Below are 25,264 nucleotides of genomic sequence, written 5' to 3'. Positions count from 1 at the left end.
ATGTTCGCCGAAAGACGTTGTTCACCCTCGTCATCGGAAAGCGCTTTTGTGCGATGTGTTTTGTCTGATGAACTTCTTGACGGTTACGTGTTATAATCTTGCCGTAGAGGAATAGGTTTAGATGTGTTTGGTAAGTGAGGCTACCGATGCAGAACTTATGGCACGATCTGGAACCCGGACCAGACGTTCCGAATGTGATTCATGTCGTTGTCGAAATCCCAAAGGGTTCTCGCAACAAATATGAATTTGATAAGCGAATTGGTGCATTTCGCCTTGACCGGGTGCTCTATTCCGCAGTACAGTATCCCGGTGACTATGGCTTTATGCCACAAACGTACTATGATGACGGTGATCCGCTCGATGTTTTGGTCATGACAAACCTGCCGACCTTTCCCGGTTGTATTGTCGAAGCACGACCGTTAGGTCTGTTCCGCATGCTCGACAAAGGTGAACCTGATGATAAAGTGCTGGCAGTGTTGCAATACGATCCCTTTTTTGCCGATTATCACAACTATACTGCCCTGCCGGCGCACTATCTGCGTGAAGTTGAGCACTTTTTTACCGTTTACAAAGACCTCGAAGGATCGCGGGTTGAACCGGTTGGCTGGGAGTCGGCAGATGTCGCTCGCGAGCGGATTCAATACTCAATTGATCGCTACTGGGACATGCGCGCCGGTCGCGTGCTCAAACGTGCCTGAGCAAACATCCATGACGTCACGCCGTTCACTTTCGCATCGTACAGCCTATTCGGCTGGCGGTGTTATATACCGAATCGTTGCCACGCAGATCGAAGTGGTGCTTATTGCAACCGACCGTGGTGAGCGTTGGGGCCTGCCAAAGGGGCACGTCAACCGTGGCGAAACAGCGGAGGCAGCGGCCGTGCGTGAAATTGCCGAAGAGACGGGGTTGGAAGGTGTGGTCGAGCGCCATCTAGCTACAATTGAATACTGGTTTCGCTCGGGCGCTAGTCGAATCCACAAGTATGTCGATCTGTTTTTAATTCGGTACGTGCGGGGTGAGGTGCGTCCTCAGACTGGTGAAGTTGATGATGCGCGCTGGTTTCCGCTTGATGAAGCCCTTCGACGGGTTTCCTTCGAGCGAGAGCGCGAGGTGTTACTGTTGGCCGGGCAGTTGCTCGGTAGGGCGACCGATCATTCGTAATTGATGTCCGGTAGACCGGCGTAAAAAAGATTGAGCGAGTAACATCTGGACTGCTGAAGCATCGCTCTAGCAGTCCAGAAAATCTGATGCTACATCCCGACGTAGCTCAGGCAAGAGATCATGTTTTAAACTCACGTTAAAACCGTTCTGCGTTGGCAGGGTGTTGGCAAGAGTATCATCGCTCCTGCGGACTAGTACGTATGCAGTATATCATTGAAGTTCAACTTGATGAGGGCATTTCTGCCGATACGGCACTCATCGAACGCGCCGTGACTGCCGTGCTGACGGCTGAACAGGTTCCTTACGGTTGCGAGATCGGTATTCGGGTAACGACCGATGCGGAACTGCATCGGCTTAACCGCGATTTTCGGGGAGTTGATGCGCCAACTGATGTGCTTTCGTTCGCCGATGATGGTGGCGCCAGTCCTTTTGTGACTGCACCTGATCAACCCCGGTATCTCGGTGATATTGCGATTTCGTTCGAGCGCGTTTTGGCTCAAGCTGTTGAGCATGGTCATAGCCCGGCGCGTGAACTGGCCTATCTGACCGTTCATGGTGTACTTCATCTGCTCGGTTACGATCACGAGCGCAGCCCTGCTGAAGCGGCACGCATGCGCGAGCGTGAAGAGGCTGTTATGGCAATCCTCGGCTTACCTCGTGTATAGTTGGCTTACCTGCTATCGCTACGAAGGTGGCCGACGTGTAGCGTGGCTAACGTCGGCCAAAGAGTTTGTCTACCCCGTAGTCAATAACCAGGTATATTCCAACCGCCAACAAGAGCAACCCCCACCACGGCATCTGCACAAAGATCACGACGTGCAGCCGCGACCAGATGAGCCAGAAGACAAACAGAATGATTAGGGTGCTGATCAATGAACGAAGTTGGTGTGGCATAGAGTGTTATCTCCACCAGTATAATATCAACCCTTATCATACCCTATATTCCAAAGAGATGGTTGAAAGGGTGTGCAGTTGCGTTCGTTCTAGGTGTTTACGTTCATTCCGTATAGCAGAGAAGGTGAGGGTGATCGATCACCAGCATGGTTAGAGGTGCGCCAGCTCGCGTTAGCACCGATCCGAAATCCCTTGTTCCGAGCAATGTAAGGTCAGCGCAGGTCGTGCTCAGCCAGATCAGTGTGTTATCCGAAAGCGTCATCTCTCTGTGGTCTGTGGTGCGACAACGTTCGGTAGCACCGGCGCCGTGATCATCGTCGTGGACACCGGTAGGGGTGAGGCGTCGCCTCATCCCTACCGGTAAATCGTCTTGCCTCCATCGACAAGGTTCATCCGTCGTGAGGTGATGATGGATTGTTTGGGTAGGCTCTTCATTGCGCTTCGTAGCGGTAAATGCAAGCGTGTGTCGGGTGGTTCTCTTTACCGCCTGTTCAGCACAAACGTTGTTACTGATCTTGGTGTCGTTTTCCTGACAAGTGCTCAGGCAGGCTGGCCGCTTACTACTCGCACAACTGACCATATAACAGCGATAATGATCACAAGCCAGATGGCAACCACCATGATTGCTCCGGCCCGACTGATCGGTTTTCCTTGCTGCAACAACACTTCAGCTTTCTGCCGGGCATCACTCATTACTTCAGATGGTATCATTCTTAGGGCCAGTGCAATTCCCAGCGGTGTGATAACTATGTCATCGAGGTAGCCAAGGACAGGAATAAAGTCTGGGATCAAGTCTATGGGGCTAAACGTATGTGCTACCACCAGACCTACGAAAACCTTGACGTACCAGGGAACTCGTGGATCACGAGTGGCTATGTACAGAGCGTAAGCTTCTCGTTTTAGAGCACGAGCACGATGTTTCAGTTTGGTAAGCAAAGCGCTTCTCCGGGTGCGGGTAAGTCACCGTTGGTCTGCCAGATTTCGGCAACGTTTTCGGTTTTTGGTCAGGGTTGATACGCCGATCATCTCCAGCCTGTAGTTTTTTCTGAGGTTATGATCAAAAACCCAGATTTCTCATTGGGCACGTACCATACCCATGCGACTATTGCGTAAGGGGGTACCAACATGCTTTCGCGCCAGCCACACTCCTTGCCCTCTTCCTCACTCTCAATCAGCTTCTTCATCTGGCGTTGGTGTCGATAGTGATTTCACCTCACCGGCCACCCGAATATGTTCACAAATAGTAGCTCGCTGACCGAGCACGAACACCCGATGCCGTGCAACCGGACGCAATACCGGTGCTGCCTGTGCCCGTACTTTATCAAGCAGTTGCTGATCGGCAACGAGGGTTACCAATCGTCCGCCGGGCTTCAGCACTCGTGCAATGTGGTATAGCACGTCACGGTAGAGTTCACCCAGGTCCTCCCCCTCGCTAATCTGATTGCCAAAGGGTAAATTGACCGCCACCTTATTCACACTGGCGTCGGGTAACGGTAATCTGATCGCGTTCCAACGTCGGATCACGACGTGACCGCGAACATGCCGAAGATTAGCATTCATTGCAGTCACCGCCGCCGGACTAATATCGCCGCCGTAAAGTGTGGTAAAAGGCCCGGCTGCTGCTCGTTCTAGCAGCAGTGTGCCGGCGCCGGCCATCGGATCGAGAAAGATGTCATCAGCTTCGGGATGGGTAAGCATCACCATCGCCGCCGCCAGTGCTGGACGCAGCGAGGCCGGTAGGTGTGCAACCTTCTCACGTTGTCGCATTGAGCTGTCTGTTAACCGAATTGCGATGATCAGCTCTTGTTCAAGCAGTGTGGCCCACACTTCCAGTTCGGCTTCTTCATCTACCAGTTGCCAGTGTCCAGGCCAGCCGTCACGGATCGCATCGGCTACCGCCCGGCCAACCTCATACCGGTGGAAGTTGTGTTTGCCTACCATACGGGTAACGACGCGAAAACGCCCGTTGCGTTTCTTACCGTTGAGGCGCTGCCAGAGTTCCAGTGCCGGTTTGATCGTTTCTTCGTTGCGCGTAGCGGCGTGTATCTGGCGTAACCCCCGTTGATCGGGTGCGATTTTGAAGCCGCGTGCAGCGACTACGAAGACATCTTCGATGGTTCGTAGTGCCATAAGCGAACGGATTGAACCGCGATGATCGAGCAAGATGAGATCGTTGCGTGCTGGTACACCACGCACACCGAGCTGACGGGGTGCCGGTCGGTCGGCGGTGGGCCGAATCGTCTGTTCCACTTCTCGCCACGTGAGCGGGGCCAGTCCAGGCAGAGTTTGTAATATGTAGAGCATAAGAAGCTGTGATCCTACAATGTGTCAATATAATCGGTGATGATGTGATACAGCGTAGTCAAACTGGCAATGTCAACCCATTCTTCTGCCGAATGCAAGCCAGCGCCAATCGGGCCAAGGCAGATTGCCGGAACGCCAATGTGTGAATAGTAACGGGCGTCGGTTGCAAAGTGTTCGCGGTAGAAACGTGGTGACTGGCCGGTGTGGCGCTCAATAATGTCGGCTATTCGCTCAACATCGGGGTGTTCAGGGTCAGTACGTAAGCCAGCACTTGCCATCACGCTAACAAATTCCGCATCTGGGAAGGCTACTGCTAAATCCGCTTGAATGGCTTCTGGCGTGGTGTCGGCTGTCCAGCGAATGTCGAAAGTTACCAGCGCCTCTGCCGGTACCTGATTACGCGAACCGGCGCCAACCCGAATTTCGGTGGGGGTTACCGACGTGCGCCAGTCGTTCGGGCCAACCGGTGGTGGATACCGTTCATGGATCGTTTGAATACCCCGGGTCAGTCGGTAGATCGGATTATCACCTTCCCAGGGCCGCGATCCATGAGCAGCGCGACCGGGGATCCGTAGTTGTGCCCACATGCCTCCTTTGTGCTCGAACATAATACCGAGATCGGTTGGTTCAAGGCAAAGCATAAAATCGCACCGCCAACCCTCGTCGCGCAACCGTCCTGTACCCTGGCGTCCACCTATCTCTTCATCGGTCACGAACTGAAAGCCAATATCCGGTGGCTGCGGTCGTTGCGCTAGATCGCGGATCAGCCGCATCATAACTGCGATACTGCCTTTCATGTCCTGGCTACCACGTCCGTAAATACGGCCATCGCGAACTTCGGGTATAAATTGGTTCGCTTGACCGACTACCACATCCAGATGACCGTTGATCATCAGCCGTGGTGAGCGGGTAGGTTGTAGTGTCACGACCAGCGCTGGCTTATCATTGGCACTGCTTCGTTCAAGATGAACCTTCGGAATATTAGCCAGATAGGTGGCAACGTAATCAATCGCTGCCTGTAATTGATCGGGCCGGTCGGCAATCGTCTCAAACCGGATCAGGTCACAGGTGAGACGGGTTAGTTCAAGATCAAGATCATTCATAGAGTGTTCCTGTCTTTATATCATATCAAGTCTGGATTATAGTATGTTTTTCTGAAATGCACTACCTGGCGGTACAAGCGAGAGGGGGGCAATGTCCTTAGCTTCGGTTTGGCTTCAAAATGCCTCTCCGGCAATGCTCCCTCTTCCTCAGCCCGTGTAGAAGCTGAAGGGAGAACGTGAGGGGCAGCAACTGCATCTACCGTAACACTCCCCCTTTCTTATCATAAAGGGAGCGAAAGGGGGAAGGTGTTGTGTGCTGGCTTCACTTACCCTGCGACCAATCGACTGAACGGAGGCAGGATTCCAGGCGCAATTTCAGCAGTCACTCCATAAAGACGGGCCTTCCAACTGGGATATATATCGCGCTGACGGGCAGCGATCCCGTTCAGACTGGCTTGTACAACAGGCGCCGGTTGATCGAGCAACCAGGTCGGTACACGTCGTTTGGAGCTAACTCCGTACTGTGGTGCATCGAGGATGTCGGTTTGGGTGAAGAAGGGATACACTGTACTGACACAATAGCCGTCGGCGGCAAGACCGTTGGCAAAACCGCGGAGCCCAAATTTTGCCGCGCAGTAAATGCTGATATTCGGTAGTGCTGCACGACCGAGAATTGACGAGACAAACACTATCTGAGCATAGGGTTTGGCGCGCAAGATGGTCAGGAGGGCAGCGGTGAGGCGGATGGGTGCATACAGGTTGATTCGTAACAGGCGTTCGGCAGCGTCTATCGGAATTGCGTCAAGTGGTCCGTACAGCCCAATACCGGCGTTATGAATGATCAACTCGAGATCAGGCGCTATCTGTTTGACTTGCTGAGCCAGTCGATCACAATCGTCAGCATCGCTGAGATCAGCCGGCAACAAGGCACGAATCCGCCCCGCGCCTGGTTGTAATTGATGTTGGGCTGCGAATTCTGCGGCAGTGCGTAACCGGTGTGGGTTATGACTACTCAAGATGAGTTCTGCTCCTGCGGCTAGTAACTGACGGCTGAACGCACGCCCAAGTCCACCACCGGCACCGGTAATCAGCACCACTCGCCGGGCAAATGCCTTCATGCCACATCCTCATCATCGGTTGTCAGACTATCGATCTCCACCAGACTCTGTTGGCACGCCATTTCAAGCCGGTTGAGGCGACGTTGGAACTGATTGATCGCGAAGGTACTGAAGGTTTCAATCTGTAAATTGAACGGCATCGGTTCATAACTGGCGAAAATCTCGTCGATGACCCCCATTGCGTAGAGCACTAGCTCGTTCATTCGTTCGACAATATGATCCCAAATACTCCGGTCGGTCGCGATCAGTCGTGAGAGGAGATAAATGCCGTAAGCGATATGACGTGACTCATCTTGTTTAAGTAGCCGAATCCCTTCACGAGTGCCGGGCATGATCTTTTGGGTATCGAGAATGGTGAAATAGGCGTGGTAGCCGGTTTCGGCCAGCACACCCTCGACAATCATGTTGTACGTGAGCGATGCCTCGGCGAGATTGCGCGGCGAGGGGTCTTGATCGAGGCGGTGCATAGTTGCCGGTAATGCTTCATAGATGAGTGCACGATAATTGGCGGTGTGATAGCGGCTGAGATCAGGGTCAACGCGGGCTACTTCACTGATGAATCGGGCAAAGAAGTCGGTATGTTTGGCTTCTTCAAATAGAAAGGTGGTGAGGTACAGTTCCTCTTCGAGTCGACCTTCGCTGGCGATAGTCCGAATGAGCGGCAACAGATCGAGAGTAACGGCCTCTTCACCAGCCTGGAACAGGGCAGTCAGTCGGAGCAGCAGATCGCGTTCGTCGTCTTGTAGCTGTTCCCAATCGCGGGCATCACGGCTCAAATCGATAAGTGACGGATTCCAGATGCCAAAGCGCTTGGCTTTCTCGAACAGGCGCATTGGCGGACTGTGACGCTTCAGGCCACGGCTTGTCGTAATGAAATCGGTGTGGGTCACTTTGTTTTCCTCCTGTTCACATGGGGCTGCCTTATCGTTCAGCTTGCTCAATTGGTATCAGACAGGTGAGTAAAGCGCTACCTGCCCAGAGGTCAATTTCAGGAATTGACGAAGTTGCCAGGTTCGTTAAGGCATTGCGTGCAGCAGTATTGCCTGCTGTGCAGTTGCTGACGATCGCCATTACTGCTGCATATCGAACTGAAAGCGGTTGGGTTTCTGCCTCGGTGGCAAGTTGGGCTAAATCCTTGATCGTTGCTTCATCGGCTTGCTGCGCGAGTGCTCTGATAGCAAGACAGCGCAACTGCTCTGAGTGTTCAGGATGGATGGCCACTGCCCGGATCAGCGGATCAGACGGTGTATGTGTACTCAGGTGTTGGACAGCCAGACTCTTAAGTACTTCGGGCGTATTTGGATCGGCAAGCACCTGGCGTAAGGCCGGATGATGCGGATCGATGGTTGCCAGCAGCGTAAACGCCTGGGTTTGCAACGCCGGGTATGGTGCGAGCAGCCCTTCAATGAAAACAGGGAGAACGTCTTCGGTTGCGGTATCACGCAATGCTGCCGCAGCGGCCAATCGAATGCTCAGATCGGGGTGACTGCGAACAATACGCAACAGGATTGGGGTCGTAGTTGGGATTTGACCGGCGAGCGCATCAACCGCAGCTAGGGCACAGGTTCGGTCGGCGTCGAATGCCATGCGATGGAGGAGGTTCACTGGCGCCGGGCGATCACTGCGCTTGAGCGCATAGAGGGCAGCACTCCGCAGTGGTTCTGGGTGCGTTGTGATAATGTCAATGAGGCGTGTAACTGGAATCGCAGTAGCTGCGTGGAGTGCAGCTATCCGAATGTCTACCGCTTCATGCTCGTTATCAACAATGGTCATCAGAGTCGGCGTTACTGTCGGATCGGAGCTTCGCCCCAGTGCCTGCAATGCGGTAAGCCGTATAACCGTCTCAGATGAGCTGTTGGCGAGCCGTAGCAATGCGTCACGAACCTCAGTGGAAAATGGTGGTCGTATCTGGTCAAGTGCGTTGCACGCTAGATCGCGGTCGGTCGCTTCAGCCAATTGGATCAGTGTTTGGGCACCATCAGGGCGGTCGGCAATAGCACGCAGGGCAATCATGCGGAGGGGATGATCGTGCACTGCCTCGCGGGCCAGGCGTGCCAATTCAGGCGTAGTGAAAACGGCCAGTAAATCGGTTAATGGTCGCGGAGCACTTGCATCGTACAACACGATCTCAAGTAGAGCTTTGGTCGCCGGGTAGAGGTGTGGGTGAAGTTGACCGATCTGCGTAACCGCACGAACAGCAGCACTGCTTACCCGCAACACGTGATGGGCAACGAGGACAGAGGGTCGATCAAGAATGCAACAACTTCTATTAGCAACCGTATCTGAGTGGACGACTAAGTCGGCCAGGATGGCGCGCGTTGACTCAGTAGCCGCCGACAGCCAGCGTTCCGCCGGGCCAATCAGGGCTGGCAGAGTTTTGATCCATTCTTGCAGGACATGCACACCGTAAATCGGTGCCAGCAGGTACCCAAGCGTCGTGATTGCTTCAGCGCCACCGTACTGTCCGAGGGCAGCAATGATTGTGATCGTCAATTCGCTATCGATGTCGGGCTGGTAAGCAAGGTCGTGCAATATCTTGCGGGCTGCTGCCGCCGCCGCATGATTCTGAGCGGCTATCTGAGCGAGGGTCTGGACTACTGCTCGTCGCAGCAGTGGTGGGTGCTGATAGCTTACATACGATTGTAAGAACGGTACTGCTTGTGGATAATGCACAAACTGATAGGCAGCCGCTGCGCGTACTATCGTCAGTTCGCTTTCAGTGTCTAACAGGCGTTTGAGCAGCATCTGCCCGCTGTCTAAACGGTGGAGGAAGCGAATGGCCCGCAACCGTACATCGAGTGACAACCGGTTACTCAGGGCAAAGCCAATCAGAAAAGACTGTCCATCCTTATCGAGCGTTAGGTCAGCCAACGCTTCATCGCGGGCAACCCACGGTTGATGGGTTTGCATAATAAATCGTGCTACGTGACCAACCTGTCCTGTACGTAGCCAGACGGCGCGGGCTGCCCGACGGACTTCAGCCGCCGGATCGGCCGCTGCCCGTTCGAGGTCGGTCGTAGAAAGGGCAGCGGGTGCCAGTGCCCGGATAGGGGCCGGCAGTTCGGTATGTTGCAAGAGATAGTGTGCGATAGTACGCTGACGTTCTGTACCGGCAGCGCCACTCAACAGTAATCGCAAGCCGAGCTGGAGGGCCGGATTGGTCAACCACGAATAAGCATTGCCACTGCTCACAGCCAGAAGACAACGCCCTGCCTGACCGATCAGATCGGTGTACTCTGGTAGTGGTGGAGGCGTCATCTGCTGCTGACATAGCAGGTCAATTGCATGCCAGCGGAGTGGTGGTGGGGCATCGGTCGCATCAAGGAAGGTCATGAGCAGTTTATGGCTGGCTTTCGGTGCTAATTGTGCCACAATCCGTTCCAGCAACAGTGTTACCTGACCAGACTGCGTGCGGCCAATATCGGTCAGAATAATTGGCAATGCCGGCACCAGCATGTTCAGTGCCTCACCGCCGTAGTGACACATCTCTTCGAGTAGGGGGCGGCTCAGAGCAGGATCAAGCCGCGGTCGTTCGCGGAGTGCTCGTGCCAGTAGCAGGAGTCGCTCTCCGTTTGGCAGTTCAGATGCGGCGAGGGCTGTGATCAGTGGTTGCGGGTCAAGTGTCACCCCAAATGCTAACGGCAGGCAAAAAGCCCGCCATTGCGCGCCGGCACTCCGAATCGTTTTCGGTTCTAGCCGCGACTGGGCGGCCAGTTCGACGGCTTGCTGATAGACATGACGAGCGCTAGCTCCAATCCGCCAGCCTGCCTGATCGTTTGTTGTAGCCAGAATTGGTGTCGCAAACGCTGCCATCCGCTCATAAAGCGCTGCGCGCGAAACCGGCCATCCACTGAGCGGTTGCGTCAGGGCGAGCATAATGAGCTCTGCCGGTCGTTCACGGAGCATCACGAGCGGATCACGCTCGAACAGCGGGAATAATGTCTGCGGATCGCTGTGTGGAAAGAGGATCTGAATCCATGTCGCAAGCTGTTCGTCTGAAAGCGGAGCAATCGCTCGATGGGTAAAGCCTGGCCATAGCTCACCGGAAGGCAGGGCAATGACCACACGTGCTTTCGGCCAACGCTCAGACAGATTCACCAGAAATCGTTGCCAGATTGCACGACGGGCAAGCGGCAATTCTTCCCAATCATCAATGATCAGCAAACAGGGCAGATTATGCTCAAGCGGATTAGGGGCCAGATTTCGTCGGGCCAGTGCCCGCACAACGATAGCGCGCGGCGTCAGACTCGGAATATCAATGTCGCTCAGTAGCAGCCGTACCAGTGGTACTGTCGTCTGGCTATTCAGCCATTGCCGGGCAATCTGCGCTAAGGCCAGACTTCTCCCACTCGCCGGTGGCCCCACAATTGCCAGATGTCGTGCGTCAGCCAGTATGTGTGTCAGATTGAGTTCGGGTAGCAGTGGAAGCTCGAAGGCAGCAGGGAGCAACCGTGAGAGTGGCTCGGCCTCGAGCCACTGCTCAATTGCTATCCGTACTTCGCGAGGCAGCCGACGTGGTAAAAAGAGATCACGGAACGCCCGCGGAACAAATTGTAGTTCAGGACGTTCGGCGCTCCGTTCACTCATAGGTTACCCTTCATGCTGACGCAGGCATCGTGTAGAGACATACAGGAACAAATGCCTAGAAAAATCCACGACCGGCACTCTTCGAGAGGCGCGGATCAAGTGTACCGGCAAAGGCTTTCAAGCTCTCTGCGTCGAGACGCTCGAGCGCCTCAAGCTCTTCCTCAGTGAGATCGTACCCGGCGCAGGCAGCCCGTGCGTCCGCGATGAGTTTTTCGCGAAACTCCGGATCGACCACTGCACGACCGATGATCTGTTCTACGGCGGATTGTGACACGGTACCCCTCCTTTGTCATTGTGTTCATCGGGCTAATCGGCGCAACTCGCCGTGCGCGCCGATGGATGCCAGTTCTTGTCTGGCCTGTTCTATGTACGTATCTGCTTCGGAGAAGTTTCGCCTCTGTAGGGCAAGCCCAAAACGTGCAATTGTGCATGCGTGCTCAAAACGACAATTAATATCGCGAAAGATCGTGATCGCTTTGGTGAAATAATCTTCAAATGGCTCATCACGTTCAGAGGCAATTTCACCGATTAAGCGTAACGCCATTGCTTCATCGAAACGACTGCCGATCTGACCGGCCAACGTTGCCGATCTGAAAGCGTAACTCCCGGCTTGTTCGAGGAGCGATGCCTGCGACAGCGGATCGTTTAACTGCTTACTCTGCACCAGTAATGCCTCTGCCGCTGCCCATAGTGCTTCGACCGTCAATTGTGGTACCTGAATCTGCTCGCCGATCTGGCAGGCCTCTTCTGCGTAAGCGAATGCTGTTTTCGGATCACCGTTGGCAGTCGCGGCTAGTGCTGCCAGCGCCAGTGTGTTTCCGTACTGGTATTTACTCTGTTGCCTGGTATAGATGGCTAGTGCCTGCTGATAAACATCCAGCGCACGCCGATATTCGCCACGGGCATACGCAATGATACCGAGCGTATCGTTCGCTTGCGCGACACCGAGCTGATCACCCATCTCTTCACAGAGCATCAGGGCATCACGGCAAGCTGCTTCCGCTGCATCGTAACGTGCCAGACGATAATAGGCATACGCTTCATTGAGTAAAACGCTTGACAGCGCATATTTTGCACTGACGCGGCGAGCTAGCTCTTCGGCCCGGGTATAGTGCTCGACTGCCGCCGCATAATTGCTCTGTAATTGTTCCAGATAACCCAGGTTATTGTGGGTTCGCGCCTGACCGTAGAGATCGTCAATGGCCTCTTGAGCACCGAGTGCGTTCAGAAAGTGGTAGCGGGCCAGATCGTAACGTCCCCGCATGCCGTAGATCATGCCCAATTGTTGTTGGAGTTCGGCTTCAATCCGTTCATCCTCAATGCTACGTTGATCATTGCGAATCCGGGCCAATCCGGCTTCGCACATCGCCAGTGCTTCATCGAAGTTGGCCAGGCGGGTTAGGGTTTGCGCCAGATCAGCAGCAATCGCCGCCAGCAGCAACGGTGGTACTTGATTAATCGCCGTGTTGGCAATAGTCTCGGCACGGCGAAGTTGGGCAAGGGCTTCCTGATACCGACCTTGCTTTTCAAGGGCTGCGCCCCATGATCGCAGCACTTCTGCCTGTACAACTGGTGGGATATGATCACCACCTAACGAGAGGATCTGTCGGTACACCGTTTGCGCCTCGTCGTATTGACCAATTGCGGCCAGCGTTTCTCCCAGTGCCTCCATCGCTTCCCACAGTCGCGGGTCATCACCGTGTTCGCCGATAATGTCAATGGCCCAGCGGTAATAGGTAATAGCCTGTTGATTGGCATACTCGTCATGGGCCAAATGACCGGCCAGCAGAAGGTACTGGATTGCCCGTTCTGGTGTGTCGCTCAGTCGGTAGTGATGGGCCAGCAGGAAGATAGGGTTGGCTATCGCCCGTACTGTGCGCGTCGTTAATGGCCCATTACGTCCAATCTGCACAATCTGGTATTGGCGAACAGAGGCAAATTCATGGCGCAGCCGTGCCAGCTCGTCACTGTACTGTTGCTCGAGGTATTCGCCGATCCGACGGTGTAACTCACGCCGACGGGCAAACAGCATGCTCTGATAGGTTACTTCGTGCAACAAAGCATGCCGAAAAGAGTGTACTCGTTCGGGTGCTTCCCGCTCGAGCATAGTTAATTCCTGGACATCGAGCTGTGCGATAGCATGAATCAGTCGGCTTGGCTCCTCACCGTACACCGATTGCAGGACCGGAATCGGAAAGCGCTGCCCAACCACGGCGGCGACGCGCAGGAGTGCTCGTGAACGTTCGTCGAGTTGATCGAGACGAGCGAGCAATAGTCCGCTCAGACTATCCGGCAATTCGTCAAGCGAAGTGTGCCCTCGCTGCACTGCACGTACCAGCTCTTCGATGAACAGCGGATTACCAGCAGCACGTTCGATGATTTGCGTCCGTACCTCTGCTGGAAGTTGGGCACCGGCGAGAATAGCAGCGATCAGATCGGCGCTGTCACTTGCCGATAAGGGCGACAGAGTCAGTATTTCAGCGCCATCACCGACCGGATCATCATTCCAGTACAGCGTGTCACGATGCATGCCCAGCATCAAGATTGGTTTGTGGGTCAGCGAACCGGCAATATAGCGCCATAAATCGAGCGAAATCTGATCGGCCCACTGGAGGTTATCGAATACAATCACCAATCCACGGCTGCGTGCAGCGGCATGGACGATGGCCCGGATCATTTCAAACCGACGCTCCTGACGTTGCTGTGGGTCAAGAGTACGGGTGAGCGGATTATCATCGAGATCGAGCTTAACCAGATCGGCAATAATGGGTAACCAGTCATCACTGATCCCGGCACTCGCCAGGCTCTGCCGTAACTGCGTGGCGCGTGTCATCTGATCGGCACCGGCTGGGATCGTACAGAGCGCCTGGAGAAGGTCACTCCATGGTGCGTAGGGTGTGCTTTGCTGGTAAGACAGACAACGGACGCTCACAATCCGTGGCTGATGTGGCGCACTGGTGATCAGGAGTTCGGCGACCAACCGCGTTTTGCCAATACCTGCTTCGCCGTTTATCCGTACTACCCGCCCTTGACCACCAAGCGCAGCGATGAGCCGTTCTTGCAACCAGGCCAGCTCGCGCCGCCGGCCTAACAGGGCATGCTTGACAACCGGTGGCGGTGCTTCTCGTTCACCGACTACTCTGAGCAGTTCGAGCGGCTCTCGTTTGCCACGCGCACTAACAATTCGTGGATCGGTGAATGTGATGGTAGTGCCTACATTCACCGCGAAGGTTGTCGGCGCACGGATTTCCCCCCAATCACTGTGCGCCATCACTCGGGCTGCCACATTCACGGCGTCGCCCATAACGGTGTACTCTTTGCGTTCTACATCACCAACATTCCCGGCAAAGACGTTGCCGCTGTTTAGCCCAATCCGTAACCGCAACTGACCAAGGTTGATCCCTGCCGGTTGGGTGTTAATCAGGGTAGCAAACGCACGCTGGAGATCAAGGGCCGCACGGGCCGCACGTTCGCTGTGATCCTCTTGTGCAATGGGGGCACCGAAGATCGCTAACAATTTGTTGCCCTCGGTTGAAAGGTCAATTTTGTTGACATAACCACCGTAACGTTCGATTGCTGTAAAACAGACCCGCCATACTGCATCAATAAGGTGTGCTGCCGTCTGGGGTGACAGACGCTCAACAAGCGATGTCAGTCCTTCGATTTGGGCAAACAGGATCGATACTGGCCGTAAATCAGCTTCCAGATGGGGCCGTTGTGGATCGTCAAGTATCCGATCCACGAGAATCGCCGGCAAGTAGGGACTGAGCCGTTCTATCATCCAGAGCAGATGAAGCGCGGTCTCACGACTCGGTGGCGGCAATTCAGTGTGGGTTGACGTGGTAGACACTGCACCTTGCCCGGCAACTGCATGAATTTTTACATAACCGTCTGCCAGTGGTTCACCCTGGGCCTGCCCGACCAGCGCCGACCATGCGTGTGGCCCGACGACAATCTCGCCACGACCGCCCAATTCTTCTGCCCGCGCAACCCGCTCAACGCAAGCACCCATAGCACAATAGCGCAGCGACTCCGGACGACCGGCACTGACCAGCGCAATCTGGCCACTCTCAACACCGATGTGCATCGTGAGGGGAAACGAGCCAACACCCGGTACTTCACGCACGAAATTTGCCTGTGATTGCAGAAGATCATGGGCCACGATGGTTGCGGTGTAGGCGTGATCGGGATCGGTAAATAAGACCAGTAGCGCATCGCCACCGAACGTTATCAGATCGCCGCCAGCGTGTTGAATACGCCGAATCAGAGTGCCAAAGTAGGTGTTGAGAGTATCGGTAACAATCTCAATGCCTTCCCGACCAAGACTACTGAGTCGTTCGGCAAGGGCAGTTGAACCGCTTATATCGGCAAAGAGTAACGAACCATTCACCACCTCTACCCAGGGTTGATTATCGGTCGTTGACAATCGATACGCAACCACCCGTCGGGGTAAATACGTTGTCAAGGCATATTGAGCACTGGTGAGTCGGGCGCACAAGGTGTAGAGTTCGTGTGGACGCATGCGACCCTGCCAGAGTGCCTGTGCCTGATCAGCACCGATGTATCGTGCGATACGCTGCTGATCGATCTGAAAAGAGCTATATTCCGACATCGGTAAGCCGATCCTTGTTGCGTAGAAACGCTTGACTGATCACTACTAGTTGGCAGTTTCTGAACAGGCTTAACCTATGATAATGGTGCGTTGCTCTCTCATTATAGCAGAGGCAGGTGCGGAAACATAGGGCAGATTGAGAAGGAATAAGGGGATTCAACATTTTCACTCTACCCGGCAAGAGGATAAAGGTGAGAGGAAAGAGGAGAAACGCGGGCGGACAGATAGATTGCCAATATATTTGCAGCGCGTAAGGCGCCACTCTGCTTCCCACTCCGACGGATGGCTACAGCCGCGCCCCTGCTGTCTCTTGGGTTCTGCCCATCAGTGCAGCGGTAGGGGCGCATTCATCCTCCCCGCTTGCGGTGTGCTGGGAGGTGCCAGGGGGGATGTGTGATGCTGATACGCCAACCGATGAGACCTAACCGTACAACTGCATAACACGGGCCAGCGTCCCATGTTCCTGGGAATCCGCCTGGGTCGGGATTCAGTGAGTGCGTAATGTTCGTCGGTGTCACTCCGACTCTGCATTGTTGGGTCATCTTCGATGACCCAACACTGAGCACTCTGAAAATCTTTAGCTAAAGGAAGAGAAGCTCGGTTAACCCCGTTCTCAATAGACAAATTCTTCAATGTGGTAAATCACCACTTTGGCGCCGGGGCCAGCGACCATTCGTGCTCCCTGTTTAAGCTGATTGAACTGTTCGAGGATAGCATCCTCGCTCAACGGTGGGCTGTCGAAGGCCTGCAATTGGGCAAGATAGGGCGTGTCAGTTGGGATAATCAGTGGTGATAGATACACGATGTCTTCCGGTCCCAGGTTCATCGCGGCAATTGCGGCCAGCGAACGTTGTACATGATCATGGGCGAAGCGTTCACCACCGGCGCCAACCAGCAGGATAATCCCCACCGCAATCCCAGCCGCTTTAATGGTCCGAACTGCCTCAATGGCTTCTGCTGGTGAACCAGGCTTGTTGAGGAGCCGAAAGACCGTCTCATCACCACTTTCCAGACCCAGATAAATGCGGCGCACACCGGCTGCCGTCAGTTCCCGATACTCGTCCAGGGTTTTGCGTTCGGCGCCGAAAATATCGAGAAAGGCGTAGATGCCTTTGAAGTCGGCCTGTGGGCCGATTCTGAACTCTTCGTGTACCACTCGCAAGAGTTCACGCAGACGCGGCTGAGGAATGATCAACGCATTGGCATCGCCGAGAAAGATCGCCATGCGCAAACCAATACCGGCGCCGACAAATTCCTTCACTTGTTGAATATGGTTACGAAACGAGTCAGGCGAATGGATGCGAAATGCCCGGTCGCGGTAAAAAGTACAAAAATGGCAATGGTTCCAACTACATCCTTCGGTTGCTTGTAAGACCAGCGCTCGATACTGATCAGGAGGGAGAATACTGATCGGTTTGTAGACCTTCCGAAACCGTTCACGCTCGGCTTCTAACCGATCGACATCCCAACGCCGAATCCGCTCAAACCAGTCGCGTTCGGTTGATGAGGCCGTCGCCGCGATGCGCTCGATCATCTGTTGGCTCCACGTGAGCAGCTCGGCAAGTACGCGCCGTCGTTCTTCATCGGATAGTTTGCGCCGCTCTTTTTGACCGGGTGCCAGGACCCGTTTTTGCAGTACCTCACCACTAAGACCACGTACATAATTTATCCCGTTGCGAAAAGCAACGATTGGTCGCCCTTCACCATCAAACGAAACAATAGTACGCATTGCTTCAGCTATGGTCAGATGGTGTGGTTGTACGTTGACGGTGATGTTCGCTGCCATAAGACCGCTTCTGCTAAAGCTATTCTGGCAACAGGGTATCCCACCACAGACGACCCTGGCGGCGCTGCATCAGATCGACGTGAATATGCTTGATTTCTGTGTATTCATCGAGTCCGTAGCGTCCCATTTCGCGGCCAAAACCGCTCTGCCGATACCCACCAAACGGTGCGTGCGGGTTGAGAACGTGGTGCTCGTTGATCCAGACGGTACCGGCGCGAATGCGGCGGGCTACTGTCAGTGCGTGCTGTAAATCACGTGACCAGACCGACGCAGCGAGACCGTAGATGCTATAGTTTGCAATCCGAATCGCTTCGCCAATGTCATGGTAGGCAATAACCGACAGCACCGGACCAAAGATTTCTTCCTGTGCAATTCGCATCTCTGGCCGCACACCGGTAAAGATGGTCGGTTCGATGTAATGGCCGTGAGCAAAGGCATCACCAAGTGGTCTGCCACCGCCAACAACCACCGTCGCACCTTCTTCGCGACCAATGGCAATGTATCGTTCGACCTTCTCACGCTGTCGTTCACTAATCAGTGGCCCAATGTCGGTTTCCAGATCCATCGGGTCGCCGATCCGCATCCCACGGACTCGTTCGACAAGACGATCAACCAGGGTGTCGTGTAACGTGTGCGGTACGAGCAACCGTGAACCGGCTTCGCACAGTTGCCCGGAGTGATAGAATGCCCCCCATAAGACACCATCAACGACCAGATCGAGATCGGCATCGGGCAAGACCAGCATTGCATTCTTCCCACCCAGTTCTAGCGTCACCCGTTTGACATGCGGCGCCGCCAGGGCCATAATCTTGCGGCCAACTTCCGTGCTACCGGTAAATGCTACTTTATCTACGGCTGGGTGAGCAACCAGATATTCGCCGACCTCTCCACCTGGTCCGAGCACGAGATTGACAACACCTTTCGGGAGGAGATTGAGTTCGTGAATCGTTTGGAAAATCGCTAGCGTGCTTAGCGGTGCCAGCGACGAAGGTTTAAAGACCACTGTGTTACCGGTTGCCAGTGCCGGGCCGAGTTTCCATGCGGCCATACAAAAAGCGTAGTTCCACGGAATAATCTGGGCGCAGACACCAATTGGTTCGCGCCAGACAAAATTCCACGATACTGTCGGCAGCTCGTTCCACGGCAGCGGTTCGTAAGGATGTTTGCGGGCCAGTTCGGCACAACCACGCAAAATTTCTAGCCCCAGGGTAATGTCGTTGTAGGTGGTTTTCCGTAATGGAACCCCGGCATCTCGCGATTCGATCTCGGCAAGTTCAAAGTTCCGTGCTTCCAGGGCATCGGCAATTGCGTGGAGAATTTCGGCCCGCTGTGCCGGTGAGGTGTGGGGCCATGGCCCATGGTCGAAAGCGGTACGGGCCGCTGTTACTGCCCGATCAACGTCGTGAGTAGTCGCACTTGTACATGTTGCAAGGGGCTGGCCGTTGGCCGGATCGTAAACGGTAAAGGTCTGACCGTTCGTAGCCGGTTGCCATTCGCCATTAATATACAAATTGTAATGGGGTAGTTCGCCTGTGGAGTGTTCTTGCACCATTGCATGACTCCTTGAATATCCGGTGGGGGTTGCTCAAATGCTGCTGTGCGTCAATAGTGTAACACGCCGCGTTATAAAACTCAAGTACGATACCGGTGATAGATGACTTTTCAACGTGCTCAGCCGTCCGACAGCAGTGAGATGAGAGGGGAGCGGTTGAGGAGCGAGCGCAGTAGTGCAATTCGCAGGCTATCCGAGATACGTGTCGAGGCGCGATGCGACCCGTACTGACGAATAGCTACCATGCCCGTCGCCGTATGGCAGGGGTAGTCCCACGAGTAGGAGATAGCGTGCCGCAAAGATGGATACACCTGCTACCACTGCTCCCAAAGGTTGTGGACTGCAAACCTGTACCCGCAGGGAAACCGAACCTCAGCACGTGAATGCCCTTCATCGCTGTTATTCCGTCCGCGGCTGAAAACGTTAAGAATCACATAGGGCGAAGGTGAAGGGTTCGAGCCGCTCTCGAACCGGAATTAGGATATAGCGCAACAGTTACAATTCACGGGCAGTAGCGATAATGTCTCCTAACACACCGGCTGCGGTTACTTCAACACCGGCCCCCGGCCCTCGCACGACAAGTGGGCGATCGTGGTAGCGCCTGGTTGTGAAACTAATCATATTGTCCGGTCCGCGTAAACTGGCTAGCGGATGGTCGAGAGAAAGTTCGCGCAGACCAACTTCAACCCCGTTGTTACGGCTGATGCGGGTCATGTAGCGTATGACTTTACCGTTTGCCCGCGCGGCCTGGAAGCGACTCGTAATCTCGCTTTCAGCTTCATCAAGACGTTGCAGAAATTCAGTGATACTGATTTCTGACAGTGCTGGCGGGAAGAGTGCTTCTGCGCTTACCGCGTGCGCCGGGATGTTCATTCCACAGGTACGAGCCAGGATGAGTGCTTTGCGGGCGACATCAGCTCCGCTCAGATCATCACGTGGGTCTGGTTCGGTGTAGCCAAGCCGGTGTGCCGTTCGTACTGCCTCAGCGAAGCCAGCTCCCTGTTCGAGTTCACTGATCAGGAAGCCGAGCGTTCCACTCAACGCTGCCTCGATGGAGACGATCTCGTCGCCACTGTCAATCAGGTTTTGTAGCACACTGATCACCGGTAGACCGGCACCGACCGTTGCTTCATAGCGCGTTGCACCGCGTTCGGTCAGGGCGGCGAAGAGATCAAAACCTTCGCATAGTGGTCGCTTGTTCGCTAGGACAACTCGATGTCCGGCTGAGATAGCAGCCGCTAGCGGTGCAGCGTGATTGCCAGCCGCCGTTACATCAACGACAATGGCAATGGTTGCCGGTAACAACTCAAGCCAGTGTCGGTCAGTGATGGCGCCGGTAAGACTATCAAGATGCTGTCCAGCCTCTTTGGCTGCCAGAATGTTGTGTACCTGTGTATCGGTAAGCGCTGGATCACCGGCGAGAGCGCCGTGACTGTCAACCAGCGCAACATAACGCAAGTCGATACCGTATCGGCGACGGATCGTGGGCGCGACGGTCAGCATTTGTCGGGCAAGTGCCCGGCCAACGCCACCCAGCCCCAGTTGAATAATTGGAGTCATACTGCCCCCTGCTTACGCTGCAATCTGCGCCTATTGTATCACAGGGTATCTGCTGCTTCGACAGGTTGTAGCGCGTTGTTCGATTTGACGGGCTACCGGTGCCAACGTACAATAACAATCTGTAAAAAATGACTCGTCAGCTTTCAGAGGTTTCTATGCAGTGTGAAGTACAGAATGGCGACCTTCTGGCGGTAGCATCCGACCTGGCAGTGCTACTCTATGCTGAAGATGAGGCGTTACCGGCTGCGGTGACTGCCCTGTGTGAACCGACTGACGTAACCGGGCGTTGGAAACAGCAGACGCTCATTTATCCTCACGGCACGTTGCCGGCCCGTCGGTTGTTGTTGATTGGTATGGGTAAGCGTCAGTCGATCACGTCCGATACGGTGCGGCAGGCGGCGGCGCTGGCTGCTCAGCGTGCGCAAGAGGTGAAAGTTGCAACCTACCACGTGGGGTTCAACGGTGATTTACCCCTTACGCCCGCCGTGTTTGGTCAGGCATTTGCTGAAGGAAGTGTGTTAGGTTCGTATCGGTATACTCGATACAAGAGTGATCGAGAAGAAGTACCAACGGCCAACGCAGTGCTTCTGCTCGGTGCCGATGGTGATGATGTGGTTGCTGGGGTGCGCCGTGGTCAGATTATTGCGCGGGCAACAGCTTTTGCTCGTGACCTGGCTAACGGCCCTGGTAACGAGGTGACACCGGCTTTTCTCGGCCAGACTGCCCTCGCATTAGGTGAGCGGCTCGGTCTAAAAACGATGGTGCTTGATAAACCTCAACTGATCGAGCAAGGTTTCGGGGGCATTCTTGCGGTCGGTCAGGGATCGGCTAACGAGCCGCGCTTTATTGTGATGGAGTACGGTTCGGCTGATCAAGGTCCTACGATCTGTTTGGTTGGAAAAGGGATAACCTTTGACACTGGCGGGATCAGTATCAAACCGGCCGAGAAGATGGACGAAATGAAGATGGACATGAGCGGTGCGGCAGCGGTATTCGGTGCTATGCAGGCCGTCGCTGAATTGCAGTTACCGCTTCATGTGGTAGGGATCGTCTGTGCAGCGGAAAATATGCCGAGTTCAACAGCGTATCGCCCTGGTGATATTATTCGCACCCTGAGCGGCAAGACGGTTGAAATTCTTAATACCGATGCTGAAGGTCGGATCGTGCTGGCCGATGGTCTATTCTACGCACAGCGCTATCAACCCGCTGCAATTGTCGATTTGGCTACACTGACCGGTGCGATTATGGTTGCCCTTGGCCCACACGCAATAGGCCTGATGGGGAATAATCAAGAGCTGGCAAACCGTCTGATTGCTGCTGGTGAAGCTACCGCCGAGCGTGTCTGGCAGTTGCCGCTTTGGGATGAGTACCGCGAGGCAATGAAGAGTGAGATTGCCGATCTCAAGAATACCGGTGGTCGTTACGGTGGCGCTATTACGGCTGCCGGCTTTCTGGCCGCATTTGTTGGTGATTATCCCTGGGCCCACCTTGATATTGCCGGGACTGCCTGGGTAGAGAAGCCGCATCGTGCCTATCAATCACGTGGTGCTACTGGTGTCGGTGTCCGTCTGCTGGTTGAGTGGCTACAAGGATACGTCAGGTAGAAAGCGAACGAAACTCAGCGTTGGCCCGCGTTCCAGGTATTCAGGTCTTCTGCCGCACACCTCAGAACGCGGGCCAACGGCCCGCGTTTTCAGGTAATGTTCAATAACTAACGACGGTCAGCCAACTCATTTGGGGCGTAAGACCAACCGTTCACCCTCGATCTCACCGCTAAAGCGCATCGGAACATCTTCACCTCGCTGCCATAGTGCAAGATAGTCACTGTACCGGTTGCTCAGTACGTTCCCTGACTGACCGGTGGTGTGAATGAAGCGTGATGCGTTCAGATCGCCAAGATCGATGATCTGACGGTACGAAGGTGCGTTGTATTGCAGGTAGCCTTCGTTCAGTCGCAGAGGGGCAACGTTAATGGTAAAACCATCGCCACCTGTCGGTATTCGTCGCTCGAAGATGCCGCGTAGCGCACCAACCTGGCTAAACGGATTGTGGGGGAAGACTGCCTGATGGACCCGATCCCACCGCCAGCGTGTTGGATCTTGTTCGCCTTGCGCCGTTGCCATGGCATCTAAGCCCCGACGCAATGCAGTGGCAAGCACTGTTGCACAATCCTCATTGGTGTCAATCGTCGTCACATTATCACACCAATCGTAGTGCCCTTCCAGCAACACTTGTCTTAATGCCATCGCTGCGAAATTGTGCCGATGACGATAGGTAGCAGCAAAGAAATCACGTAGCTCATCAGCAAATACTTCTTCAAGCACAGCATTATAATAACCCTGGTAGATTGCTGCGGCAGGGCTATCACCGGTCATGGTGCCATCCCAATTGCGGAGGAGTTCTAAGGCGACAGTCTCACGCGGTCCGGCCGGTGTAACATCACGCAAGATCGGCAACAACTCACGGGCTTGAATCGAAAGCACATCACTGAGCATAAGACGCATATCGGCAATCGTTAGTGATGATTTCTGCTCGATCAGTTCGATGATCCGCTGAGCACGGAACGGAGCTGCCCACGAGGTTCCCAGCAGGTATGGATAGTCATCTCCTACAACTCGGTTGTTCGCCGTTACAATATAGTCTTGCGGTGGATTGTACACGTGAGGAAGGTCTTCAAATGGAATGTAGCCGATCCACTCGAACTCATCGGTCCATCCTGGTACCGGCATACGGCCATCACCATTGCGCCGGATTGGCACCGATCCCGGTGCATAGAAGCCAATGTTGCCATCCACATCGGCGTAGACAAAGTTTTGCATCGGCGCTTTGTAATCACGGAGTGCAGCAGTAAATTCCGTCCAGTTTTTGGCACGGTTAAGATTGATGAACGCACGTATTGTTGTGTCTCTATTATCAAGAGCGGTCCAGCGAAATGCCAGCGTCTCTTTTGCATCTGGTAAAACATCACTGATCACCGGCCCATGGCGTGTGATGCGTACTGTCAATGTCACCGGATCGCTGCCCTTAACGGGAATAACTTCGTTGATCAGCGTCACCGGCTCACGTGTTCCGTTATACTCGACATAATTTTGAGCGTCGATCCGTTCAACATACAAATCCTGTACATCCGGATCAGTGTTTGTGACACCCCAGGCGATTCGTTCGTTATGTCCGATCACGACGACCGGTAAGCCCGGAAACGTAGACCCAATCGCGTTGATGGTGTCACCCTTGATGTGAGCCAGGAACCAAATCGAGGGGATACGATTAGCAAGGTGGGGATCGTTTACCAATAGCGGTTTCCCGCTGGCCGTTCGGCTGCCGCCGATCACCCAGTTGTTAGAGCCGGCCAGTTGGTCACCAACCCCGGTAATGAATAACATCTCTTCCGCGAGGTCTAGCAGACGCTGCGCTGTTGCCGGTTGGATGGTAACCGTCGCTTCGTGGGCGGACGGCGCCGGTGCAGCAGCCGACGTGGGCAAAATGAGTGGCCCATCAGCGGTGTATGATGGCATCAAGAACGCTGCATCTTCGGCCCCGATCTTCGCGGTTAACGTTGCGCGCATTAGCTCGTTATTCCAGTTTCCGCCGAGATCCCAGGCCATCATCTTGGCCCACACCAGCGAGTCGACCGGTTGCCATGGTTCTGGTTGTACGCCCAGGATCAGAAATTCAGGCGGTAAGACGGGATTGGTAGCCAGAAAAGCATTGACACCTGCCGCGTATGCCGTAAGGAGATCAACCGTTGCGCGGTCGAGGTTGGCTAATGCCTGCTGGGCAGCGCGGGCAACGCCAAGCGTGCGTAAAAATGTGTCGGTACGTAACGTCGTTTCACCAAAAATCTCTGACAGACGACCATGACCAATACGGCGCTGAACTTCCATCTGCCAGAGTCGCTCTTGGGCATGCACAAAACCAAGGCCAAAGACGGCATCGGTGTCAGTAGCACCGGTAATGTGGGGGATGCCATCAGTATCGCGCACAATGGTGACAGGCCCACTAATGCCGGTTACACGGATTTCGCCGTTCGTTTGTGGCAACGAGCGCCGTAACCACAGATATCCACCACCGCCACCAATAATCAGAACGCCGATCAGCAGCAGGATGGCCCAACTGACGATTCGTATTAGCAACCTCATTGTTGTCTCGCACCTATTCTCTATTTTTTTCGGAATCGGGATTAGTATTATAGCAGAATTGAGGGAAGACAAAAAACAGGGGAGAGGAGAGAAAGTAGCGTGATGCCAATGCTCTTTTGATTGATCTTAACATCTGGTGACAGATATGGCATAATTGCGGCTGCTCACCTCCGATCACCGCCAGGAGGAGCCGATGGACGCCATGCGGATGCTCTTTGCGTGTGGCAGGATGAATAAATACTGATCCGGAATACTCTGTCGCAGCAGAAGATCGGTTGGGGCACAGCGCCGCTGTGCCCGTACATTTATCAGGTTTCGTCCACCGTACCGCGAGACGATTATGCGGATAGGCTCTAAGTTAGGGGATCTCCGTCCCTTTTCCACCTTTTCCCGCTGAGGAGAGATGCTAACTGATGGGTTGTCGTGCGGCTAGCGCCCCTTTACTTTCACCCCTGCCCTCTTCCTCTTACACCGAAGGCGAGGAAGGGGAAGGTGCGAGAATGCCGTA

The 25,264-nt window shown here is 54.5% G+C and carries 17 protein-coding genes; 4 read left to right on the top strand and 13 right to left on the bottom strand.

Features of this window, described 5'->3' with window-relative positions; genetic code table 11:
* The first annotated feature begins 146 nt into the window (after positions 1 to 146).
* The 3 genes from QTO31_RS13180 (at position 147) to ybeY (ending at position 1,826) form a co-directional block, all read left to right on the top strand.
* Positions 147 to 698 carry an inorganic diphosphatase gene (locus tag QTO31_RS13180; RefSeq protein ID WP_012259161.1) on the top strand — a complete coding sequence of 184 codons (552 nt, stop codon included), beginning with the start codon at positions 147 to 149 and terminating at the stop codon, positions 696 to 698.
* Positions 699 to 708: 10 nt separating this feature from the next.
* Positions 709 to 1,161: an NUDIX hydrolase gene (locus tag QTO31_RS13175; RefSeq protein ID WP_031458584.1), complete on the top strand. Its 453-nt coding sequence runs from the start codon at positions 709 to 711 to the stop codon at positions 1,159 to 1,161.
* Positions 1,162 to 1,361: 200 nt separating this feature from the next.
* The gene (gene ybeY, locus QTO31_RS13170; RefSeq protein ID WP_301429504.1) at positions 1,362 to 1,826 is read left to right on the top strand and encodes an rRNA maturation RNase YbeY; all 465 of its coding nucleotides are present in this window, start codon (positions 1,362 to 1,364) and stop codon (positions 1,824 to 1,826) included.
* Positions 1,827 to 1,872: 46 nt separating this feature from the next.
* Here ybeY and QTO31_RS13165 read toward each other — a convergent pair whose 3' ends face one another.
* The 12 genes from QTO31_RS13165 to QTO31_RS13110 all read right to left on the bottom strand — a co-directional run bounded on the left by QTO31_RS13165 (position 1,873) and on the right by QTO31_RS13110 (position 20,617).
* Positions 1,873 to 2,055 carry a hypothetical protein gene (locus tag QTO31_RS13165; RefSeq protein ID WP_031458582.1) on the bottom strand — a complete coding sequence of 61 codons (183 nt, stop codon included), beginning with the start codon at positions 2,053 to 2,055 and terminating at the stop codon, positions 1,873 to 1,875.
* 540 nt (positions 2,056 to 2,595) lie between these two features.
* A complete protein-coding gene (locus QTO31_RS13160) occupies positions 2,596 to 2,991 on the bottom strand; it encodes a YkvA family protein (RefSeq protein WP_031458581.1) in 396 nt (131 codons plus the stop codon).
* Between the two features lie 231 nt (positions 2,992 to 3,222).
* Positions 3,223 to 4,359: a methyltransferase domain-containing protein gene (locus QTO31_RS13155; protein WP_031458580.1), complete on the bottom strand. Its 1,137-nt coding sequence runs from the start codon at positions 4,357 to 4,359 to the stop codon at positions 3,223 to 3,225.
* A gap of 14 nt (positions 4,360 to 4,373) precedes the next feature.
* Positions 4,374 to 5,462, bottom strand: a complete 1,089-nt coding sequence (locus tag QTO31_RS13150; protein WP_301429501.1) for a M20 family metallopeptidase — start codon at positions 5,460 to 5,462, stop codon at positions 4,374 to 4,376.
* Positions 5,463 to 5,728: 266 nt separating this feature from the next.
* On the bottom strand, positions 5,729 to 6,520 hold the full coding sequence (locus QTO31_RS13145) for an SDR family NAD(P)-dependent oxidoreductase (protein ID WP_301429499.1): 792 nt from the start codon (positions 6,518 to 6,520) through the stop codon (positions 5,729 to 5,731).
* The gene (locus QTO31_RS13140) at positions 6,517 to 7,452 is read right to left on the bottom strand and encodes a R2-like ligand-binding oxidase (RefSeq protein WP_367620646.1); all 936 of its coding nucleotides are present in this window, start codon (positions 7,450 to 7,452) and stop codon (positions 6,517 to 6,519) included. Before QTO31_RS13140 ends, QTO31_RS13145 begins: the two co-directional genes overlap by 4 nt.
* The gene (locus QTO31_RS13135) at positions 7,442 to 11,107 is read right to left on the bottom strand and encodes a HEAT repeat domain-containing protein (protein WP_301429497.1); all 3,666 of its coding nucleotides are present in this window, start codon (positions 11,105 to 11,107) and stop codon (positions 7,442 to 7,444) included. Before QTO31_RS13135 ends, QTO31_RS13140 begins: the two co-directional genes overlap by 11 nt.
* Positions 11,108 to 11,162: 55 nt before the next feature.
* Positions 11,163 to 11,381 carry a Franean1_4349 family RiPP gene (locus QTO31_RS13130; RefSeq protein ID WP_031458575.1) on the bottom strand — a complete coding sequence of 73 codons (219 nt, stop codon included), beginning with the start codon at positions 11,379 to 11,381 and terminating at the stop codon, positions 11,163 to 11,165.
* Positions 11,382 to 11,405: 24 nt separating this feature from the next.
* Positions 11,406 to 15,719, bottom strand: coding sequence for an adenylate/guanylate cyclase domain-containing protein (locus tag QTO31_RS13125; RefSeq protein ID WP_301429494.1), 4,314 nt, complete (start codon positions 15,717 to 15,719; stop codon positions 11,406 to 11,408).
* Positions 15,720 to 16,332: 613 nt separating this feature from the next.
* Positions 16,333 to 17,505, bottom strand: coding sequence for a radical SAM protein (locus QTO31_RS13120; protein WP_301429493.1), 1,173 nt, complete (start codon positions 17,503 to 17,505; stop codon positions 16,333 to 16,335).
* A gap of 19 nt (positions 17,506 to 17,524) precedes the next feature.
* Entirely contained in the window at positions 17,525 to 19,057 is a 1,533-nt protein-coding gene (locus QTO31_RS13115) for an aldehyde dehydrogenase family protein (RefSeq protein WP_031458572.1), read from the bottom strand.
* Between the two features lie 495 nt (positions 19,058 to 19,552).
* Entirely contained in the window at positions 19,553 to 20,617 is a 1,065-nt protein-coding gene (locus QTO31_RS13110; protein ID WP_031458571.1) for a homoserine dehydrogenase, read from the bottom strand.
* A gap of 155 nt (positions 20,618 to 20,772) precedes the next feature.
* Here QTO31_RS13110 and QTO31_RS13105 point away from each other — a divergent pair, with 155 nt between their 5' ends.
* Positions 20,773 to 22,221 carry a leucyl aminopeptidase gene (locus tag QTO31_RS13105; RefSeq protein ID WP_301429491.1) on the top strand — a complete coding sequence of 483 codons (1,449 nt, stop codon included), beginning with the start codon at positions 20,773 to 20,775 and terminating at the stop codon, positions 22,219 to 22,221.
* Positions 22,222 to 22,347: 126 nt separating this feature from the next.
* Here the strand turns inward: QTO31_RS13105 and QTO31_RS13100 are convergent, their stop codons facing one another.
* The gene (locus QTO31_RS13100) at positions 22,348 to 24,756 is read right to left on the bottom strand and encodes a penicillin acylase family protein (protein WP_301429489.1); all 2,409 of its coding nucleotides are present in this window, start codon (positions 24,754 to 24,756) and stop codon (positions 22,348 to 22,350) included.
* Positions 24,757 to 25,264: the final 508 nt, after the last annotated feature.

Origin of the sequence: Chloroflexus sp. MS-CIW-1, assembly GCF_030444705.1 — a bacterium.
Taxonomy (GTDB): domain Bacteria; phylum Chloroflexota; class Chloroflexia; order Chloroflexales; family Chloroflexaceae; genus Chloroflexus.
Note: the sequence above shows the minus strand (reverse complement) of the source record. Positions and strands in the feature narration are given on the sequence as shown.

Excerpts from the sequence above, each read along its gene's own strand:
- ybeY (WP_301429504.1), top strand. The coding sequence starts at position 1,362 with ATGCAGTATATCATTGAAGTTCAACTTGATGAGGGCATTTCTGCCGAT.
- QTO31_RS13175 (WP_031458584.1), top strand. The coding sequence starts at position 709 with ATGACGTCACGCCGTTCACTTTCGCATCGTACAGCCTATTCGGCTGGC.
- QTO31_RS13110 (WP_031458571.1), bottom strand. The coding sequence starts at position 20,617 with ATGACTCCAATTATTCAACTGGGGCTGGGTGGCGTTGGCCGGGCACTT.
- QTO31_RS13145 (WP_301429499.1), bottom strand. The coding sequence starts at position 6,520 with ATGAAGGCATTTGCCCGGCGAGTGGTGCTGATTACCGGTGCCGGTGGT.
- QTO31_RS13165 (WP_031458582.1), bottom strand. The coding sequence starts at position 2,055 with ATGCCACACCAACTTCGTTCATTGATCAGCACCCTAATCATTCTGTTT.
- QTO31_RS13100 (WP_301429489.1), bottom strand. The coding sequence starts at position 24,756 with ATGAGGTTGCTAATACGAATCGTCAGTTGGGCCATCCTGCTGCTGATC.
- QTO31_RS13105 (WP_301429491.1), top strand. The coding sequence starts at position 20,773 with ATGCAGTGTGAAGTACAGAATGGCGACCTTCTGGCGGTAGCATCCGAC.
- QTO31_RS13135 (WP_301429497.1), bottom strand. The coding sequence starts at position 11,107 with ATGAGTGAACGGAGCGCCGAACGTCCTGAACTACAATTTGTTCCGCGG.
- QTO31_RS13125 (WP_301429494.1), bottom strand. The coding sequence starts at position 15,719 with ATGTCGGAATATAGCTCTTTTCAGATCGATCAGCAGCGTATCGCACGA.
- QTO31_RS13150 (WP_301429501.1), bottom strand. The coding sequence starts at position 5,462 with ATGAATGATCTTGATCTTGAACTAACCCGTCTCACCTGTGACCTGATC.
- QTO31_RS13180 (WP_012259161.1), top strand. The coding sequence starts at position 147 with ATGCAGAACTTATGGCACGATCTGGAACCCGGACCAGACGTTCCGAAT.
- QTO31_RS13155 (WP_031458580.1), bottom strand. The coding sequence starts at position 4,359 with ATGCTCTACATATTACAAACTCTGCCTGGACTGGCCCCGCTCACGTGG.
- QTO31_RS13115 (WP_031458572.1), bottom strand. The coding sequence starts at position 19,057 with ATGGTGCAAGAACACTCCACAGGCGAACTACCCCATTACAATTTGTAT.
- QTO31_RS13120 (WP_301429493.1), bottom strand. The coding sequence starts at position 17,505 with ATGGCAGCGAACATCACCGTCAACGTACAACCACACCATCTGACCATA.